Here is a 20,062-nt window from a genome sequence, read left to right on the forward strand (position 1 = left end):
ATATACATAAAATGTGGACACCTGTTCTTTCATAGTTGTATTTTCTAATACAAAAAAATTTTTCTAATATAATCTAAAAATCGTTTGACTGCAAGTGATGTTATCTTTTTATTTATCTAGTATTTCTATTTTTTGTTTTTATCTTTTAACTAAAGGAAATGCAATAACATCCTTTATTGTATTTGATCCAGTCAGAAACATTATCATTCTATCGATACCAATACCTAAGCCTCCAGTTGGTGGCATTGCTGTATCAATAGCTATAGCAAACTCTTCATCCATTGGACTTGCTGTTTCTAGGCCTCCTCTTAGTTTTTCAGCTTGGTCATGTAATAATATACGTTGTCTTAATGGATCATTTAATTCTGAATAAGCATTTCCAAGCTCTACCCCATAAGCATATGGCTCAAATCTTTCAATTAAATCTGGATTTTCCCTATGAACTTTACAAAGTGGTGATGATTCTTTTGGAAAGTCTATAACAAAAGTAGGTTGTATTAATTTCTTCTCGCTATATGCTTCAAAAAGATTTACTATTAATTCTCCTTTAGAAACTTCATTTATATTTAAACCTTCATTTTGTTCCTCAATCAAAAGAGAATTCTCTTTAATTTTATTGATAATTTCTTCTTTAGTTAAATTCTCTACATCAATACCTGTATCTTGTTTTACAAGATTACACATAGTTTCTCTTTTCCATGGGGCTTTAAAATCAATTTCTTCTTCACCATATTTTATTTTGGTAGAGCCGTTAATGGACATAAATACATATTCATATATTCCTTCCATAATTCTCATCATATCCTCATAATCCGCATAAGACATATAACATTCCATTAGAGTAAATTCTGGATAATGTGTTCTATCAATTCCTTCATTTCTAAAAGATCTTGCAAATGTATAAACTCTTTCTATTCCTCCAACAATAAGTCTTTTTAAATATAATTCTGGAGAAACATTCATATATACTTCACAGTCTAAATCATTAACAAAAGTTTTAAATGGTTTTGCTTCTCCTCCACCATATTTAGTATCAAGTACAGGAGTATCACATTCAATAAAATTCATATTATTTAAATATTCTCTAATTGCAGTAACTGCTTTAGAACGTTTTATAAATCTTTCCTTAACTTCTGAATTCATTATCATATCTAAAGATCTATGTCTTTGTTTTAAATCTGAATCCTGAATTCCATGATATTTTTCGGGAAGGGTTCTTATTGATTTAGATAACAATTCAAATTTGTTTGCTCTAATAGTTATTTCTCCAGTCTTAGTCTTAAATACATTTCCTTCTATCCCAACAATATCCCCAACATCAATTAATTTTAAAATATTATAATTTTCATTTCCAATTAATTTTTTACTAAAAAATATTTGTATATTTCCTCTTTCATCTACTATATTAGCAAAAGTTGCATTTCCCATTCTTCTAAGAAACATTATTCTTCCTGCTAAAGAAAATATCTCACCCTCATCAATAGTATCAAAATTATCACATATGTCTTTTGTATAAGTTTTTTTGCTATAATCGTAATTATAAGGATATGGATTTATTCCTAATTCATTAAGCTTATTTAGCTTTTTTATTCTTTCTGTTATAAATTCATTTGCATCTGTCATTATATTTTCTAATTCATCTAAATTTTCATATTGCTCATACATTTTTGTTACCACCTTTACTTATTTTATTGATTAATTTGATTCAAATAAAAAAACTTTCACCTCCAAGATTTCTAATCTTGAGGACGAAAGTTATAAATTCGTGGTACCACCTCAGTTTATGCATGCGTTGCCGTATACACCTCTTCAAGTACATCAAAAAACGAGATACTCTATACCTATAACGGGGTATTCCGTCACATCCTACCTCTACAAAGTAGACTCAGTGTGCAGCTCCAAGACCTTCTTCAATAAAAATCCATTGCTCCATTTCACCATGCAGAGCTCTCTGAAAATGAACTATTTTACCTACTCTTCTTTTCATTGCTTTTAATATATTTTATAATATAAGTTTGTTTTTGTAAATATAATACCTAAAAATTCTATTCTTAGTATTTATCTTCAATTAAATATTAGTATAATCACTTTCTATTCTCATATCCAATTTCAATAAATTTATAATTTACTTATGATACAATTCTTATTAATTTTATTATTTTATCAGCTTTAGTTAGATTTCCATTCATTATAATAGTTAATGGAAATTTAATTATTTAGAATGTTTGCATACATGTTTTACAACAAGTTCATATAATGTTTTAACAGGTGCTCCTGTTCCTCCCTTAGGTGTACAATCATTTCCATTATCTGTCCAAGAAGTTCCAGCAATATCTAGATGTAACCATGGCTTATCTTGTACAAACTCTTCTATAAACATACCAGCTGTAATTGTTCCAGCATTACGTCCACCAGTATTTTTTAGTTCTGCAAAGTCACCCTTATATAATTTTTTAAAGCACTTATCATTTGGAAGTCTCCAGAATTTTTCTCCGCTTCTCTTTCCTGCTACTAATAATTCATCATAAAAATCATCATTATTACTTATTACACCTGTTATTTCAGTACCAAGGGCTACTAATACTGCTCCTGTAAGTGTTGCTACATCTACTATTTTTTCTACATTTTCTTTTTCAATAATATAAGTAATAGCATCAACTAATGTTAATCTACCCTCTGCATCTGTATTTAGTACTTCTATATTCTTACCTGCCATAGACCCAATAATATCTCCTGGTTTATAGCTTCCACCTGAAATAGCATTTTCACAAGCTGCTACTACCGCTATTACATTCTTTTGTACTTTATTCTTTGCTAATGCTTGCATTGTGCCAATAACAGCTGCTGCTCCACCCATGTCACTTTTCATAGTGTCCATAGATGTTGATGGTTTAAGAGAATATCCACCTGTATCAAAAGTAAGACCCTTACCTACAAGCCCAATTTTTTCATTATTCTTAGGATTACCCATATATCTCATAACTATTAATTTTGGCTCATGAATAGATCCTTTTGCAACCTCTAAAAATGCCTTCATTCCTAATTTTTCTATTTCATTTTTATCTAATATTTCTACTTCAAATCCACTTTCTTTTCCAACTAAGGCTGCACGTTCTGCTAAAGTTTCTGGATATAATATGTTGGCAGGTTCATTTACAAGATCACGAGCTAAAATTACACCATCAATAACATTGCTAGCTTCTGCTATTTTTTCTACCATCTTTCCTGCCTTTTCCTTTGGTGCACCTAATATAGTTACATATGGATTATAGCTTTCTTTCCCTTTATTATACTTGCTAAACTTGTAGCCTGATAATTTCACACCTTCAACTATAGCTTTTGTAGTAGCACCTGTACATAACTCTTTAACTTTTATAAAGTAAATACCAAGGTTATCTACATTTAACTTTTCAGCTTGTTTCATAGCTTTAGCAATTGCATTTACAAAGTCATTTCTTTCTAGCTCTTCATATTTGCCTAATCCCACAAAAATCTCATAATTTAAATCATTAGTCGTTCTATAAAATATTTGTTCACTTTTTCCTTCAAATACTTTTTTTGACTTCAATCTTTCTAAAATCTTACTATCTGTTTGTTGATCTTCATATACAAAAGTAATAGTACATTGTAAACTATCAACATTTAAATCTTTTACTTCTATCATCTTATGTTTCTCCTTTATTAATTAATAATCATTATTATTAATTATTATAACATACTTTTAAAAATTTATTAAATGATTCGTACATATATTTTCTTTCATTTGTTTGAATTATTTTGATCTACATCTGCTAAAAAATCTCTTTAATATTATTTATACTTTTCTTTTTTATTACTTAAATAAAAAATTAATTAAATCATATATAGCTTTTATTTCATGAACTAAATATTTTTTTATTATCTAACTCCCATACAGTAATATCTTCATAAGGATTAGTCTTAGATAAAGCAATTCTTGTTACCATGCCGCTAAAAATAGTAAAGTTCTTTTCTAACTCTTGGAATGCTGCCATCAGTTCTTCCCTAGTCAGCTTTTTTGCAATAGTTGTATGGGGCATCCACTGAAATGGCATATAATATTTACTAATACATATATTTTCTACTAAAGATATACTTTCATATATACTAACTGATAAATTATGCAGATATTCATTTAAAATTGGTGCTAAAAATATAACAGATGACTTAAATAGTCCTATTGATCCCCAGTTTATTATTCCTATTTCAATATCTTTAATCCTTTTATCTAATATTTCTATGATTTTGTTTTCTTCAGCAGCTTGAAATGATGCAATAGTTATATGTGGTGGAACCTTTCTGTCAATCATAAAATTATTACCACTTTTAATTGCTACTTTATTTATAAATCCTTGTATTTTTCTTGATGCTTTATCATCAAAATATAGAGATACTAAATACATATTTTCCTCCACTCAACGAAAATTTCTTCTATAAACTTACATTATAGATAAAGGCACTAGATAATAGTCATATCTAATGCCAAACTTTTATTTCAACACTTTTGATTTTGTTAACTTGCTTTAAATCAGCATGTAAATGGGATATTAAAACTTTTGGATACTTTAGAAATCCAAATATATTTTTTAACACAAAATCAACTTTTGTGTCTAGCAAGCCTCTCATAAAATTTTACCTCACGTATTTTAATTATTTATATTATAGCCTATATACAAACAATCTTAAATAAGTTAATGCATGTTTGGCATACTACTAATAAGTTCAGGATTTATCATACCAAATATCATTGCAATATGTGAAACAACTAGAAATCCGCCAATAAGAATAAAGTGAATCTTCATCTTTTCATCAATAGTCTTATTTCTAAATATTAATCCTAATTCCATTAATGTAATTGGCAGAAGAAATATAACTCCTGCTAAATAAAATGCCACAGCTACCACGTCTATAGCTCCATGCCATCCTCCAAATTTAGTTAAGGGTATCACAACTGTTACTAATAAATAAATAAAAATACCACTGAAATATACTCCATCAAATATTCCTACAATCTTATTGAAAGTTCTTAATGTTCCACTTTTCTTTCTATCAAAGATTATGAAAAACTCTGATATTGTAAGAGCTTCTGCGCAAATTACAGGTATCGCCATAAAAATAAGTAGATTCCAAGGCTGATTATCTGCTAGTAAAGACATATAATGGGTCATGTTCATATCTATCACATCTCCTTAAAATATTACTAGTTCATTGTACAAACTTCATATGAATATTTTATGAAGAAACACAATTTATGGAAAAGATTCAAATTAGGTCTTTATATTATTTATCTAAACAAAATACTCTTGCCTACATTTTATTATAAGCAAGAGTATTCTATACTATATATTCTAAGTTAATATGGTATGCTTGGATGAAATCTTAATTATTTCTAGGCGAAATATGTAATCATTTTAAGATTTAATATCTAGTTTCCATATATTAATATCAATATCAGTTTTTCCTTCAGCAAAAAGACTGATTCCATTACTTTTTTCATCAGTAAATATTCTTGATGTAAATACTTCTTCTCCATCATTTACAAAAATTTCAACAGATGATATATCTACAAAAATTCGTAGCTTTAAGCTTTCATTTTTATAGTCGCACTTTCTTTCTCTACCATATTCTACTGCAAAATCTTTTCCTGATTTACTTCTATCTAAAACTAATTTATTATCTTTTATATCATAATAAAATACTGTTTCTTCATCTTTTCCTTTTCTTAATTTTATTCCTACACTTGTACCACTAATATTTCTAAAATCGCATTCTACTTCATACACTTTTCCATTGAATCCTTCAATGCCTACTTCTTCATTATCTAAAGCATATGATTCACTTCTTTTATTTTTCCTTAATCTTTCAAGCTCTCTTATTGGGTTTTGAATTAACTTATCACCATGTAACGTTAACTCCCTTGGTATAGTCAAGCAATGAGCCCATCCATTTTCATCGGTAGGATACTCTATTTCAGGTAATCCCATCCATCCAATTAATATATTTCTTCCATCATCACTTTTTGTAGTTTGCGGCGCATAAAAGTCAAATCCTCTATCAAGTTCTAAAAACTCTCCATGCTTAAATTCACAGTTATCAAAATTAATTTTATCTCCTACTAGATATCCCGATTGGAATATATTTTTATACTTATCCCCTTCTGGCTCTAATCCTTGAGGACAGAATATAAGAACACCTTTATCACCAAATTTTATATAATCTGGACATTCCCACATGAATCCATTACCAAAAAAGCTGCTTTTTATCTCACTTTTAAAGTTCCAATTTAATAAATCATCTGATTCATATACTACAACAGTACCAAGATTATTTTCTTTTCTTTCAGCACCTATTAAACAGTAATATTTATCATTTTCCTTAAATACTTTAGGGTCTCTGAAATTGTCAGTATATGACTCTGGAAGTTCTTCTATAAAAGGTTTCTCATTTTTTATTATTTTATTATCACTATCCATAACAGCCAAGCATTGGTAAGGGTGTCTAACCCATTCATCATTTCTTGTATTTCCTGTATAAAATAAGTGTAACTTATCATCTTTAACTATTCCACTTCCAGAAAAAGCACCATGACTTTCAAAATATTCTGTAGGAATTATTCCTACACCACAATCATTCCAATGAACTAAATCCTTTGATGATACATGATACCAATGCTTAATTCCATGAACAGGGCCTAGTGGAAACCATTGATAAAACAAATGATATTCTCCATTATAATAAGAGAATCCATTTGGATCATTTAATAACCCTGTTACAGGCTGAATATGGAACTCCTGTCTATATGGACAATTGTCAACCTTATTTTTTAACTCTTTCATTTCTTCATCTGTAGCTTCTAATATTGTTCTATATCTTTCTTTTCTTGACCATTCTTTCATTCAAATCTATCTCCTTATATTAAAATAATCACTTATAAACTAAAAAATATTTATATATTAATAGCGTAAAATAGAAGGTATTAGAATAATCTAATCCTTCTACTTTTTTATTTATTATCTTATGCTTGCTTCTTTTCATTCATAAACTTAGCTAGCATAATAGTAGAAATAACTGCAACAGCCATTGATATTACCATTCCTATTATATAGTTAACCATTGAATCTGGTCTTATTGAAATAATACCAGGCAGTCCTGCCGCTCCTGGAGCTAATGCAAGTACCTTTGTTAACATTATATACGCTGATGAAACTGCCGATCCTATCATTGCACCAAAGAATGGATAACGTAACTTTAGATTTACACCAAATATAGCCGGTTCAGTGATTCCAAGTAAAGCTGAAATACCAGAAGCTGATGCTATTCCCTTCATTTTATTATCATTTTTAAGAGTAAGTATTACTGCTAAAGCAGCTGCTCCCTGAGCAACATTTGACATTGCTGCAACTGGGAAAATAAATGATCCGCCTGTTGTTGCTATATCTGCAAGTAATTGAGTTTCAACTGCTGTAAAACTATGATGCATACCTGTTATAACTATTGGTGCATAGAAGAAACCAAATATAGCTCCACCTATTGGCCCTAATGTATCAATTAATCCTATTAACCCTGCTGTTATTCCATTACCTACTATTCTCATAACAGGTCCTATAGCTACAAATGTTAATAATCCAGTAATAAATACAGTAAATAATGGGGTTAATAAGTTATCTAAAACTGAAGGTATAATTTTATGTAATGTTTTTTCTGTTTTTGCTAACACAAAAGATGATGCTAAAACTGGAAGCACTGTTCCTTGATAACCAACCTTAAGGATAGAAAAACCTAATATATTCCAAGATGGTACAGTTCCTTCAAGAACAGCTGCTGGATAACTGTAACCATTTAATAAATCACCATGAATCATAAGCGCTCCTATACAAGCACCTAAGTATGGATTACCACCAAAAGCTTTTGTAGCTGAAAATCCTAAGAATATTGGTAAAAATGCAAATCCAGTATTAGCAAATGTATTAATCATTTCTGCTAAATCTTTAAACTGTGGATAAGCTTCAATTAAAGATTTTCCTTCTATAAATAATCCTTGTGAAGTTAATATATTATTTATACCCATTAATAATCCTGCTGCAACAAGTATTGGTAATACAGGTACAAATACATCTGCTAAAGATTTTATTAATTTTTGCAATGGATTTAATTTCTTATCTGCTTCCTTTTTTAATTCTTCTTTACTACCTTCACTTATATCTGCTAGCTTTATAAATTCCTTATAAACTTCATTAACAGTACCAGAACCTAAAATTATTTGAAACTGCCCAGAATTATTAAAATTACCTTTTACTATTGGCATTGCTTCAATTGCACTAATATTAATCGTGCTATCATCTTTAAGAACTAATCTTAATCTTGTAGCACAATGGGCTGCGCTAACTACATTATCTTTTCCCCCAATATGCTCTAAAATTTCTTCACTAATTTGCTTATAATTTTTACTCATGTTACTCTCCCTCCCATACAAAAATGTATTCTGTATGAATATGAATTTTTCTTTCGTGAAACGTTTCATTTTTCCTCGTTTAAATATTAATACGTTTTCAGATTATAGTCAAGTATTTTTTTGAAAATTAATTAGATTTCACTAAATAAATATATTTAAGTGAAATCTATTAAAACATATAATTATTATTTAGTTGTATAGCCCTTTATAAAATCTATAGGAAGAATTATTTCCTTTTTAACACTTTTCTTTTCAATAATATCTATAAGGGCATTGACAGATTCCTGTGCTATAAGTTCAATAGGCTGTCTTATTGTTGAAATTTTAAATTCATCTTTAGCACATGATCTCATTCCATCATAGCCAATAACCTGAACATCTTTTGGGATATTTATATTTAACTTTTCTAGTCTTTTAATAAAATCTAAAGCATAATTATCTGTTACAGCAAAAATCCCGTCAATTTTTATATTATCTTTAAAATTCTCTTCTATAAATTTATCTAACAAAATTTCAAATTCTTCTTGTGATCCAAATAATTCACAAGTATCATATGAAATATTTTTTGCCTCACAATATCTTATAAAACCTTCTTTTCTTTTTCTTGTTGCATTATCTATTTTAGAGCCTCTTCCTATATAGGCTAAATTCTTACATCCAGATTCAATTAATTTTTTAGCTGCTAATTTACCGCCGTTAAAATTATCACTAGAAATATATGTAATGTTATTTGAAAAATACCTATCAATACTTACAAATGCAATATTATCAGAAACATATTCATCTATATTATTATAAGTTATTGCAATAATTCCATCCATCTTGTTTTGCTTAGCCATTAATATATACTCAATTTCACTTTCTTTATTCTTTTCAGAATTACAAAGAATCATTTTCATTCCTACTTTTCTTAAGCATTTCTCTATGTTATAAGCTAATTCACTAAAAAAAGGATTCCATATTGTTGGCAAAATTACTGCAATAGTATTAGTCCTGTTAGTTTTTAAACCTCTAGCATAAATATTAGGTTCATATTTCAATTTTTTTATAGCATTTTCCACTAAAACTTTAGTTTCTGGTTTAACAGCTATATTATTTATAACTTTAGAAACAGTACCAACTGCTACTCCTGCTTCTTTTGCAACATCTTTAATTGTCGCCATACTCATATACTCTCCTGCTTTTTTTCTTATAATTTTAACATATTATCACTTTTAATTAAATACTATTGATAATTAATATTCTAATGCTTTCATTAGCTTTCGATAACAAATTTAATTCATCAATTTCACTTTCATAACCATTAATTTTTTTAAAATATATTACTTTAATAATGTTCATCCTCTTATCAGGAAATCATTGTAAGGAAAGTTCATCACAAATTGAGCAAGCCATTTCACGTACTTTATTATTTTCATTATTGCATGCATTTATAATAAGTGATTTATAACTTTCCTTATAGTTATTACGCATATAGCATAATACATCTACCTTCCATTTCCAAAGATCATCTGCTGATAAATAGAAAAATTTAGGTTGAACTTTATTACGATAAAAATCTTCTTCCATATTTAAAATATTCTCTGGGATTAATGAAGGAACTAATTCCTCAAGTCCAGAGAATTCTTCCTCGTCCTTCCATTTTCCTTTGTTCATAGGGCATGCATCTTGACAAATATCACAACCATAAATGCAATTTCCAAATGTTTTGCTTAACGGCTCATGTGGTAAATCTCGTCCACCAAAAGTTGTCAGAAAAGAAATACATTCTGTAGGTGACATAGTATATGGATCAGAAAGAGATTTTGTAGGACACGATGCTATGCAGCGATTACATGACTTTGGACACTCTACAACATTATTTGTTTCCTTTAACTCCATTTCTCTATCAGTTACCCATGCTTCAAGATGAACCCACGAACCAGACTCTGTGTATAAAAAGTTATTTCTACGAATAATACCAAGTCCCGCTTGCAAAGCTGCCCATCGCATCCCAACCACTCCAAATTTTTGGTTTGTCTCTACCTTTAATCCCAGTTCCTGCATATATTTTTCCAATGCACGATTATTCTGATATTCTTTTGTATTTTCATCCACACGTGTATCAAATAAATAAGCCTTAGCTATGAGCCCATTTAGCATCTCTGGAACTTTGTATTTTCCATATGCTACTGTAAGCACCACCACAGATTTTGCCCATGGATATATTTCTCTAAATTTAGCCAAACGCTGCTGATTTTCATAGAACATCTTTGATTTTGGAATTTTTTCAATACGTTCATTAAATTTTTCTGTATATCCATCCATTAAACCAATTGGAATAATACCACCTTTCTCATATCCCAATTCATAAGCCTTTTTTTGAATCATTTGCTCAATGGTATCCATATTGAACACCTCCTTTGATAAATTTAATTAAATAAATCTATTGTCACTACAGTATTCCCTATTCTCTTTCAACTACTAGAGCTGTTCCCTGGCCTCCACCAATGCATAGTGTCGCAAGTCCTTTCTTTGCATTCCTTTTTTCCATAGCGTATAGTAATGTTACTAAAATACGTGCACCCGATGCACCTATAGGATGTCCAAGTGCTATAGCTCCACCATTAACATTAACTTTACTCATATCTAAATTTAAATCTCTAGTTACTGCTATGCTTTGAGATGCATATGCCTCATTAGCTTCAATTAAATCTAAATCTTCAGGTTTTAAATTAATTTTATCTAAGGCTGCTTTAGTTGCATAAAAGGCACCATATCCCATTATTGCTGGGTCTAATCCAGCTGATCCATAAGAACTAATTTTAGCAAGTGGCTTTATTCCTAGAGATTTAGCTTTATCAGCACTCATTATTACTAATGCTGCTGCTCCATCATTTAAACCAGATGCATTTCCTGCTGTAACTGTACCATTTTCTTTAAGAATAGGTTTAAGTTTTTTTAGAGCTTCAATAGTATTACCAAACCTAGGAAATTCATCTTGTGCAAATACTATTTCACCTTTTTTAGTATTTATTACTACAGGAACTATTTCATCTTTAAATTCACCATTTTTAATGGCTTTTTCAGCTTTTTGCTGTGATAGAAGTGAAAATTCATCCTGCTCTTCTCTTGTTATATTCCATTTTTCTGCAACATTTTCTGCGGTTACTCCCATATGATATTCGTTGAAAGCATCCCATAAACCATCTTTTATCATTTCATCAACTAGTTCTCCATTTCCCATTCTCTGTCCCCATCTTGCATTCTTTAATAAAAATGGTGCACTAGACATGTTTTCCATACCACCTACTACAATAGCGTCTGCATATCCAGCTTTTATTATTTGAGCTGCTAAACTTACAGATCTTAATCCTGAACCACAAACCTTATTAATTGTAAATGCAGGAATTTCTACAGGTAATCCTGCTTTTACAGCTGCTTGTCTTGCTGGGTTTTGTCCTAATCCTGCTTGAAGTACATTTCCAAAAATAACCTCATCAACTTCCTCATGCTTTATATTTGCTCTTCTAACTGCTTCTTTTATTACTATAGATCCTAAATCTGTTGCAGGTACATCTTTTAAAGTTTTTCCATACGCTCCTATTGCAGTTCTTACTGCACTTACTATTACAACATCTCTCATATTTTTTAACCTCCTAAAATATAATTAATTTTCTAGTCTTTATACTAGATATAAATGACCTATAGAATTTAGTTCAGCACATATTATAAAAGCATTATCCAATCATATTATTAGTATTTCATAACCTTCATTGACATCTCTCAATCAATCTCTATTTTTTAGAACGATCATTCAATTAAATGTATAGGTATTCCTCTGCTTCCATAAAACAAACATGCTATCTAGCCATATTATAAGTGTTCAAAACAGGTTTACTTTTTTGTACTTCCTTAACTCTATGAATTTATTATATATTTTCTTGAACAACCAGTCAAGTATTTTTAAAAAAACAACAATTCACATTTTAGAATTGTTGTTAATCTAATATAGATAAAGTTGCTTCTATAATATTTTCAAATACTTTTCGATCGTTAAGTGTTTTTCCTAAAACTCTGATTCCTGTCCATGAATTCAAAAAATATTGAGCTAACATTGTAGCGTCCTTGTTCGCTCCTATTTCTCCTGTTTCTTGGCCTTGCAATAATAGTTCATAAAAAAGAGTTTCAATGTTCTTATAGTGCTCTATAGATCTTGTTTTTGCTTCATCATCACATGCTGAAAGCTCTACTGCCATATTAACAAATAGACATCCATGTTTACGAAACCTTTCATTATCAATAATCATATAAAATAAATTCTTTATAATTTCTTTTATGGATGATCCTTGTATTAATTGTTTTTTTATATTTCTCTCAACAATTTGTTGATAGCGTTTTACAGCTTCCATATACAGTTTATGCTTATCACCAAAAGTATCATATAAACTTTTCCGATGGATCCCCATAACATCTAAAAGGTCCTGAATCGAAGTTTTTTCATATCCATTGCTCCAAAACAATTCCATAGCCTGTATTAGTGCTTTATCTGTATCAAACTCTTTACTACGTCCCATTTTAGTCCTCCAAAAAATAATTATATATAAGAACTTTAAATATATCTTATAAAATTTCTCTGATTATATTGATTTAATAAAATTAGTATACAAATTCTATACTGCCTAGTCAAATATTTTATTTACTGATGATAAATAAGCCATTCTTATGTGATTTACTTATTTTGCACCAAATTATATCACATAGTGAATGGCTTATAGATAATTATGCATTTATAATTATCATATACTACATTTTAGTTTTTATGATACTTTTTATTTGATTCATACTTAGGTTCACAAGTTAAATGAACACCAAGTCTCTTAAATGTCTGCTCATCTACAGATGAAAGAATTACTGATGAATGTACATCACAGTTCTTTAATTTAGAAACCTGAGCTAAAGCAAGCTTTGCATCACTACTTGTAGCAGCACTTATTGAAAGTGCAATTAAAACTTCTTCTATATGAAGTCTAGGATTTTTACTGCCAAGGCAAGATGTCTTTAAATACTGTATTGGTTCAATTGCAGATGGTGATATTATTTTTGTACTATGATCTATTCCAGCAAGCTTCTTTAATGCATTTAAAACCATGGCAGCAGATGCACCTAAAAGTTCGCCTGTTTTTCCTGTGATTATTTCACCATCTTCAAGCTCTATTGCAACGGCTGGATTATTTGTAATTTTTTCACGCTCTAGTGCCATATTCACTACTTTTCTATCATATTTAGAAATGCCCATCTGCTTTAATAGTAATTCAAGTTTATAAACAGCATTTTTTGCATCTTTACCACGCTTTACATCACAAAGAGCAGTGTAATATCTTCTTATTATTTCCTGTTTTGAGGCTTGACAACATACTTCATTGTCAATTATGCAGTTTCCTACCATATTTACACCCATATCTGTTGGAGACTTATATGGACTTTCGCCTAAAATCTGTTCAAATATTGCATTAAGTACTGGGAATACTTCAATGTCACGATTGTAGTTAACAGTTGTTTTATTATATGCTTCTAAATGGAATGGATCAATCATATTAACATCATTTAAATCTGCAGTAGCTGCTTCATAAGCAATATTTACAGGATGCTTTAGTGGAAGATTCCATACAGGGAATGTTTCAAACTTAGCATATCCAGCCTTTACTCCCCTTTTATGTTCATGATAAAGCTGTGAAAGACATGCTGCCATTTTTCCACTTCCTGGACCTGGAGCTGTAACAACAACTAATGGACGAGTTGTTTCTATATAATCATTTTTTCCATAACCTTCATCACTTACTATAAGCTCTATATTTGATGGATAATCTTCTATTTTGTAAAGTATGTACGATTTAACATTTAATTCTTTTAAACGCGATCTGAATTTATCAGCTGCAACTTGACCACTGTATTGTGTAATAACTACACTTCCAACCATGAGTCCAACACTTGCATAAGCATCAATAAGACGAAGAACGTCTGAATCATATGTTATTCCAAGGTCCCCTCTTACCTTATTTTGTTCAATTGCTTCTGCGCTTATTGCAATTACTATTTCTGCTGAATCTTTTAAATTAAGAAGCATTTTTAGTTTACTGTCGGGCTTAAACCCTGGAAGAACTCTAGATGCATGATAATCATCAAAAAGCTTTCCTCCAAATTCCAAATATAGCTTGTCACCAAATTTTGCGATACGCTCTTTAATATGCTGTGACTGCATCTCTAAATACTTATTATTATCAAAACCAATTTTCATAAAAGGCTCCTTTTCTATAAAATGAATAATCATTTCTGTATATTTTATATGAAAAATTTCTATGAAACATATTATCATTTTGATGAATAATTTTCAACTAAAATTATTATATTTAGTTACAAATTATTCATATTTTTTTAATAAATCACTATATTTATAAAAAGACATGAGGAATGGTAAACTAAATCTAATTTTACTATTAAGGCTACTTTTTTACCATTCTTTCTTAAAAATCCTGCTAATGCTTTACCACCTTTTCCAAATCCAATAATAATTCCATCATATCTATTCATAATTTATCTTTCCATTACTACTTACTTTCAACTTTTAATATATGTTTAACATTTCAAATTTGCAGTAACGCTATGAATTAATCTCACTATTACTAAAAAATTATTATTTAAAATATCTTAAAATGTTTTTTAAATAATGTCTTTTAATCCTTCACTTTCAAATTCCTTTTCATTAAATATGCTTTACCATTTTTAAATTCTCCCAACTTTTGAGTTGTTATTTCTAACTTGCCTTTATTATAATCACTAAAATCTATGTGAACAATTAATCACTTTTTATTAACTACTTTGTAGTTGTCTAAAACCTAATTAGTATTTTAAATTGCATTTTTTTGAAGTCTATAATATTTACCATATAAAATCAAATGTTATTTTCATGCTTTATTCCCTAGGTATTCTTTTGACACTTCTATAACTTTTATTTCAAACTAAATCTGGATTTTATCATGTTTCTTTTTATTTAGATTTTAATTCTTTGTTCATATATCCTTACTTTATTTAAATACTTAAACAACTTTTACCATAAATAGCGCATTTATCTATAATTATATCTTTTTCCTCTTTAATATTTATATTTCTACATAAACTATATTACCAAATCAGCTATTATATGGTATTATATAATAATTAATATTTAACTATAAATTATTGACTATTCCAATAAAATTTAGACAAGCATACTAGGAGGATATTAAATGAAAAAAAAATCTAAAGAAAATTTAATTTTTAAATTTTTCGAAAAACAAATTAAAGACAAAAATATTAATCAAAAACTAAAAATTACATTTGTTTCTATTATGGCACTATTCATATTAGCAGTTATTTCATCCTTTATTGCATTACAAATTGTTGGGAATAAAATCAAGACATTTTATGAACATCCATTTAATGAAGTATCTTTACAATTGGAAATAAGAAAAGATACACAAGTGTTTGTAAAAAATGTTCTATTAGCAATAACAACAGATGATGAAACCAAGACTAAAGAATATGTTTCAGAAGCAAATAAATATAGTGAAAATGTTTCTAATAATATTGAAAAGTTAGAAAAAATTTTTTCTAATGAAGAGCTCATATCACAGTTAAAAGAAGATAGAGGAGATCTATTAGTCATAAAAAATAAATTGATTGAATTAGCAGCTGAAAACAAAAATGCTGAGGCCCTTAAACTTTATAATTCAGACTATGAAAAATCACTTGATAAGCTCCAAAATACATTAATTGAAATTGGAAATGAAGCAGAAAATAACGCAGTAAATACGTATAATGATTCTGTAAAAATAAAAAATTTAGCATTTATAATATTAATTTTAATTTCAACTATTAGTATAATAGCTTGCATTTATATGGCTCTTGTTTTAGTAAAACTTCTTACAGAACCAATTCTTGAGTTAGAAAATGCTGCAAAAAAATTAGAAAATGGATCACTTGATATTAATATTGAATATAAATCAAAAGATGAATTAGGAATTCTAGCAAACAGCTTCCGCAAAACATGTTCTTTCTTAAAAACTATAATTTTAGATATTAACAACATATTAGAAGAATTATCTAATGGTCACTTTAATATTACAAGCTCTTGCACTGATCAATACATAGGTGATTTTACAAGCACTAAAGATTCACTCGAAAAAATCGTAAAATCTTTAAATGAAACATTCTATGAGATAAAAGAAGCAACAATACAAGTAAAAGGTGGTTCAGAACAAGTTGCGCAGACATCTCAAACAATCTCAGAAGGAGCAACAGAACAAGCAAGTGCAATAGAAGAGTTAACTGCATCAATGGGTGAAATTACTGAAAAGGTAAAAAATTCAACTGGTCATGCTAAAAAAACAAATCAAATTGTAAATGAATTAGGTCTTCATATAAAAGAAAGCAATGAAAAAATGACTGAAATGGTAACTGCAATGGATGAAATAGAAGATTCTTCTAAGAACATTAAAGAAATAATAAATACTATAGATAGTATAGCAAAACAGACAAATCTTTTAGCTCTCAATGCAGCAATAGAAGCTGCGAGAGCTGGAGAAGCTGGAAAAGGATTTGCTGTAGTTGCAGAAGAAGTAAAAAAACTTGCAGAAGAAAGCTCACAGGCAGTCAAAGATACGGCAGAATTAATTGAAAGCTCAATAAAATCAGTGAATAATGGAAAAGAAATTGCAGATACAACAGCAGTTTCATTGGAAGATGTTGTTGAACATACTAAGGAAGCTGTACAATTAGTTGATAATATAACTAAATTATCAGAAGAACAGGCCATATCTATAGAACAAATAAATGGAGGAATAGATCAAATAGCTGATGTAGTACAGTCAAATTCAGCAATAGCAGAAGAAAGTGCAGCAGCAAGCGAAGAATTATCTGCTCAAGCAGAAACTTTGGAAGTTATGATTAGTAAATTTAAATTAAAATAATATCTTTGATAAATTAATAAAAGGCTCTGTAAAAAATTTTGTGTAAACTTAATAAAAATAACTCTTTCTTGGCAATAATTGAGATAACAAATTGTTACAAGAAGGAGTTTTTTTATATGGGAAATATGTCGAAAGAATTATTAAGAGAATACATCAAAGAACAGAATTCCAGTAGCATTGGTAGGTTTAAAAGAAATGTTTAGGGATGTATTGCAAGAATCATTAGAAGCTGAAATGGATGAAGCTTTAGGATATGGAAAATATAATAATATGGATAAAAATAATGATAATAGCCGAAATGGATATTCAAAAAAGACTGTAAAAACAGAACTTGGTCCTGTGCAGATTAATATACCAAGAGATAGAAATGGTGATTTTGAGCCTAAAATTGTGCCAAAGCATCAACGTTCCGTTAATGGAATCGAAGATAAAATCCTAGGTCTTTATGCAACTGGAATGACAACTAGAGACATTTCAGAACAGATAAAAGAATTATATGGTGTTGATATAAGTGCAGAAACTGTGTCAAACATAACAAATAGAATATTGCCATTGGTTTCAGAATGGCAAAATAGACCACTAGAAAAGACATATTCATTTATATTTATGGATGCTATACACTATAAAGTAAGAGAAGATAAACAAATTATAGTTAAAGCTGCTTATGTTGTAATAGGGGTAAATATGGATGGTGAAAAAGAAGTTTTAGGAATATGGATAGGTGCTAATGAAAGTAGTAAGTTTTGGTTATCTGTGTTAAATGACCTTAAAAATAGAGGTATTCAAGATGTTCTAATATTCTGTGTTGATGGCTTAAACAGCTTCAAAGAAGCTATCGGAGCTGCTTTTCCTTTTGCTAAAATACAAAGATGTATAATCCATCAGATAAGATTTAGTATGAAGTATATTCCTTATAAAGACAGAAAAGCCTTTATAGCTGACTTAAAAGGAATATATAGAGCTGTTAATGAGGAAGTTGCTATGGATAAATTGCTATCATTAAAGGAAAAATGGTCGAGTAAATATCCAAATGCAGTTAAAAGCTGGGAAGATAATTGGGATAATTTAAGTACATTCTTTGCGTTTTCTGATAACATAAGAAAGATAATCTATACAACTAATACTATAGAAAGCTTGAATAGCCAATTCAGAAAGGTAACAAAGACAAAACTAATATTTCCTAATGACGATAGTTTACTAAAAATGCTCTATTTAGCCGTTAAGCATGTAGCTAAGAAATGGACCAGAAGCTATTCAGATTGGGACCTAGTGATTAATCAATTAAAAATAGTTTTTAGTGATACACTTTCAAAAGATGCATAACAAAAGGACTCTAAAGTTAAGAATACTTAACTAATAAAGTCCCAATAAATATTTGCCCTATTGCATATTATCGCCATATTTTGGTTATAATATACAATATGAGTAATAGAAACAATATTGCATATTACTACAATTTCAGACGAAATTGTTTAATAAATTTTAAGTTAAAAATTTCGATTATTTTTAAGAAAAAGTTAGGAATACACAAAATTATTTACACCCTCTAATAAAATAAATAATAGTCATCATATATAGAAAGTTTTCTTACATATTAATTAATTCTAATTATTCATAAAAAAATAGCTTATAATGCAAAAAATTATATTCCATTTTTAAGGGAAATCGAGAATGATTTCCCTTTATTCATATTTTGTAAACTATATTAAATTATCGAAATAAATATAGCATACTAACTTACAACGTTAATTCAATATAATAATCACTATTCTAATAAGGTTTATTAAAAAACTTTCTCTATACAAATAGATCTTATATTATAATTTAACATTTGGATTTAAATATCTCTTTCTCTTTTCTGTCTTTCCAGCATAATTTATTGCTTCGCTTGAACAGCTCTGAATACATGCTAAACACAATTCACATTTATGATTCCAGACAGGCTTTCCTTCATTTATTGTTATATTATTTACTGGACATCTTTTTACGCATAAACCACAGCTTATACACTTATTATTTACAGTGAAATTTCTATCTGCTTCATGAAAATTTGCAACATCTTTATAAAAATGATTTGTGAATACACGGTCAATAATCAAATGGCTTTTTTCAATATCACTCTTTTTTCTATTCCTTACAAGGCTTGATATATTCTTAACCTTTTTCTCTTCTTTTTCAAACATTTTTTCTGAGTTTGTTTACTTTGTGCACCATAACCTATAATATAATTTCCAGGCATATTAATTAAAAATCCACCTGATAATATTCTATTTTTATCTTTCAAAATATCTTCGCACTGGTCAAGTGCCCTTCCTGGAGCTCCTCCATAATTAGCAATAGCATATATAAATGTATCATTTGAAACATTTAATTTGTTTAAAAAATCACAAATTATTAAAGGCAGTCCCAAGTTATATACTGGAAATACAATTCCTAATGTATCTGAATTTATATTTTCTCCAGAATATTCAGCTATCTTATGTGTTGTACAATCACCCAGCTCATTACTTAAATTCTCTGCTATCTGCAAACTATTTCCTGTTCCTGTAAAGTAATATATATTATTCATATGAACTCTCCCAATAATTAATTACGTTCTGTTAAG

Annotated in this window: 14 protein-coding genes, 2 pseudogenes and 1 other annotated feature; of the genes and pseudogenes, 2 read left to right on the plus strand and 14 right to left on the minus strand. The window is 28.9% G+C overall.

From position 1 onward, the window contains the following. Positions 1-138: 138 nt before the first annotated feature. The 13 genes from lysS to BN2920_RS21440 form a co-directional block, all read right to left on the minus strand. Positions 139-1,665 carry a lysine--tRNA ligase gene (gene lysS, locus BN2920_RS13335; RefSeq protein WP_058295490.1) on the minus strand — a complete coding sequence of 509 codons (1,527 nt, stop codon included), beginning with the start codon at positions 1,663-1,665 and terminating at the stop codon, positions 139-141. Positions 1,666-1,741: 76 nt separating this feature from the next. Next, positions 1,742-1,996, minus strand: a binding site (T-box leader). A gap of 216 nt (positions 1,997-2,212) precedes the next feature. Continuing rightward, positions 2,213-3,664 (minus strand): leucyl aminopeptidase, encoded by a 1,452-nt coding sequence (locus BN2920_RS13340; protein WP_058295491.1) that lies wholly within the window; start codon positions 3,662-3,664, stop codon positions 2,213-2,215. Positions 3,665-3,875: 211 nt separating this feature from the next. Beyond that, positions 3,876-4,421 (minus strand): 2'-5' RNA ligase family protein, encoded by a 546-nt coding sequence (locus tag BN2920_RS13345; RefSeq protein WP_058295492.1) that lies wholly within the window; start codon positions 4,419-4,421, stop codon positions 3,876-3,878. A 73-nt stretch (positions 4,422-4,494) separates the two neighbouring features. Further along, on the minus strand, positions 4,495-4,644 hold the full coding sequence (locus tag BN2920_RS21435) for a hypothetical protein (protein ID WP_157065780.1): 150 nt from the start codon (positions 4,642-4,644) through the stop codon (positions 4,495-4,497). Between the two features lie 65 nt (positions 4,645-4,709). After that, positions 4,710-5,192 (minus strand): DUF6803 family protein, encoded by a 483-nt coding sequence (locus tag BN2920_RS13350; RefSeq protein ID WP_058295493.1) that lies wholly within the window; start codon positions 5,190-5,192, stop codon positions 4,710-4,712. A 237-nt stretch (positions 5,193-5,429) separates the two neighbouring features. Further along, positions 5,430-6,914, minus strand: coding sequence for a glycoside hydrolase family 32 protein (locus BN2920_RS13355; RefSeq protein ID WP_058295494.1), 1,485 nt, complete (start codon positions 6,912-6,914; stop codon positions 5,430-5,432). A gap of 119 nt (positions 6,915-7,033) precedes the next feature. Then, positions 7,034-8,470 carry a sucrose-specific PTS transporter subunit IIBC gene (locus BN2920_RS13360; protein WP_058295495.1) on the minus strand — a complete coding sequence of 479 codons (1,437 nt, stop codon included), beginning with the start codon at positions 8,468-8,470 and terminating at the stop codon, positions 7,034-7,036. 185 nt (positions 8,471-8,655) lie between these two features. Further along, on the minus strand, positions 8,656-9,633 hold the full coding sequence (locus BN2920_RS13365; RefSeq protein WP_083498791.1) for a LacI family DNA-binding transcriptional regulator: 978 nt from the start codon (positions 9,631-9,633) through the stop codon (positions 8,656-8,658). Between the two features lie 193 nt (positions 9,634-9,826). Continuing rightward, the gene (locus tag BN2920_RS13370) at positions 9,827-10,858 is read right to left on the minus strand and encodes an epoxyqueuosine reductase (RefSeq protein ID WP_058295497.1); all 1,032 of its coding nucleotides are present in this window, start codon (positions 10,856-10,858) and stop codon (positions 9,827-9,829) included. Positions 10,859-10,916: 58 nt separating this feature from the next. Further along, complete coding sequence (locus BN2920_RS13375) at positions 10,917-12,095, minus strand: acetyl-CoA C-acetyltransferase (RefSeq protein WP_058295498.1); 1,179 nt, start codon at positions 12,093-12,095, stop codon at positions 10,917-10,919. Positions 12,096-12,450: 355 nt separating this feature from the next. Next, entirely contained in the window at positions 12,451-13,026 is a 576-nt protein-coding gene (locus BN2920_RS13380) for a TetR/AcrR family transcriptional regulator (RefSeq protein WP_058295499.1), read from the minus strand. A gap of 236 nt (positions 13,027-13,262) precedes the next feature. Then, the gene (locus tag BN2920_RS13385; RefSeq protein WP_058295500.1) at positions 13,263-14,747 is read right to left on the minus strand and encodes a DUF1846 domain-containing protein; all 1,485 of its coding nucleotides are present in this window, start codon (positions 14,745-14,747) and stop codon (positions 13,263-13,265) included. Between the two features lie 137 nt (positions 14,748-14,884). After that, positions 14,885-15,040: a hypothetical protein gene (locus tag BN2920_RS21440; RefSeq protein WP_198157512.1), complete on the minus strand. Its 156-nt coding sequence runs from the start codon at positions 15,038-15,040 to the stop codon at positions 14,885-14,887. Positions 15,041-15,735: 695 nt separating this feature from the next. Here BN2920_RS21440 and BN2920_RS13390 point away from each other — a divergent pair. Then, a complete protein-coding gene (locus BN2920_RS13390; RefSeq protein WP_058295501.1) occupies positions 15,736-17,457 on the plus strand; it encodes a methyl-accepting chemotaxis protein in 1,722 nt (573 codons plus the stop codon). A gap of 116 nt (positions 17,458-17,573) precedes the next feature. Continuing rightward, positions 17,574-18,780: pseudogene (locus BN2920_RS13395) on the plus strand (IS256 family transposase). A 494-nt stretch (positions 18,781-19,274) separates the two neighbouring features. Here the strand turns inward: BN2920_RS13395 and BN2920_RS22625 are convergent. Beyond that, positions 19,275-20,026, minus strand: a pseudogene (locus BN2920_RS22625) (EFR1 family ferrodoxin). Positions 20,027-20,062 lie beyond the last annotated feature (36 nt).

It is taken from the genome of Clostridium neonatale, from assembly GCF_001458595.1.
Classification (GTDB): Bacteria; Bacillota; Clostridia; order Clostridiales; family Clostridiaceae; genus Clostridium; species Clostridium neonatale.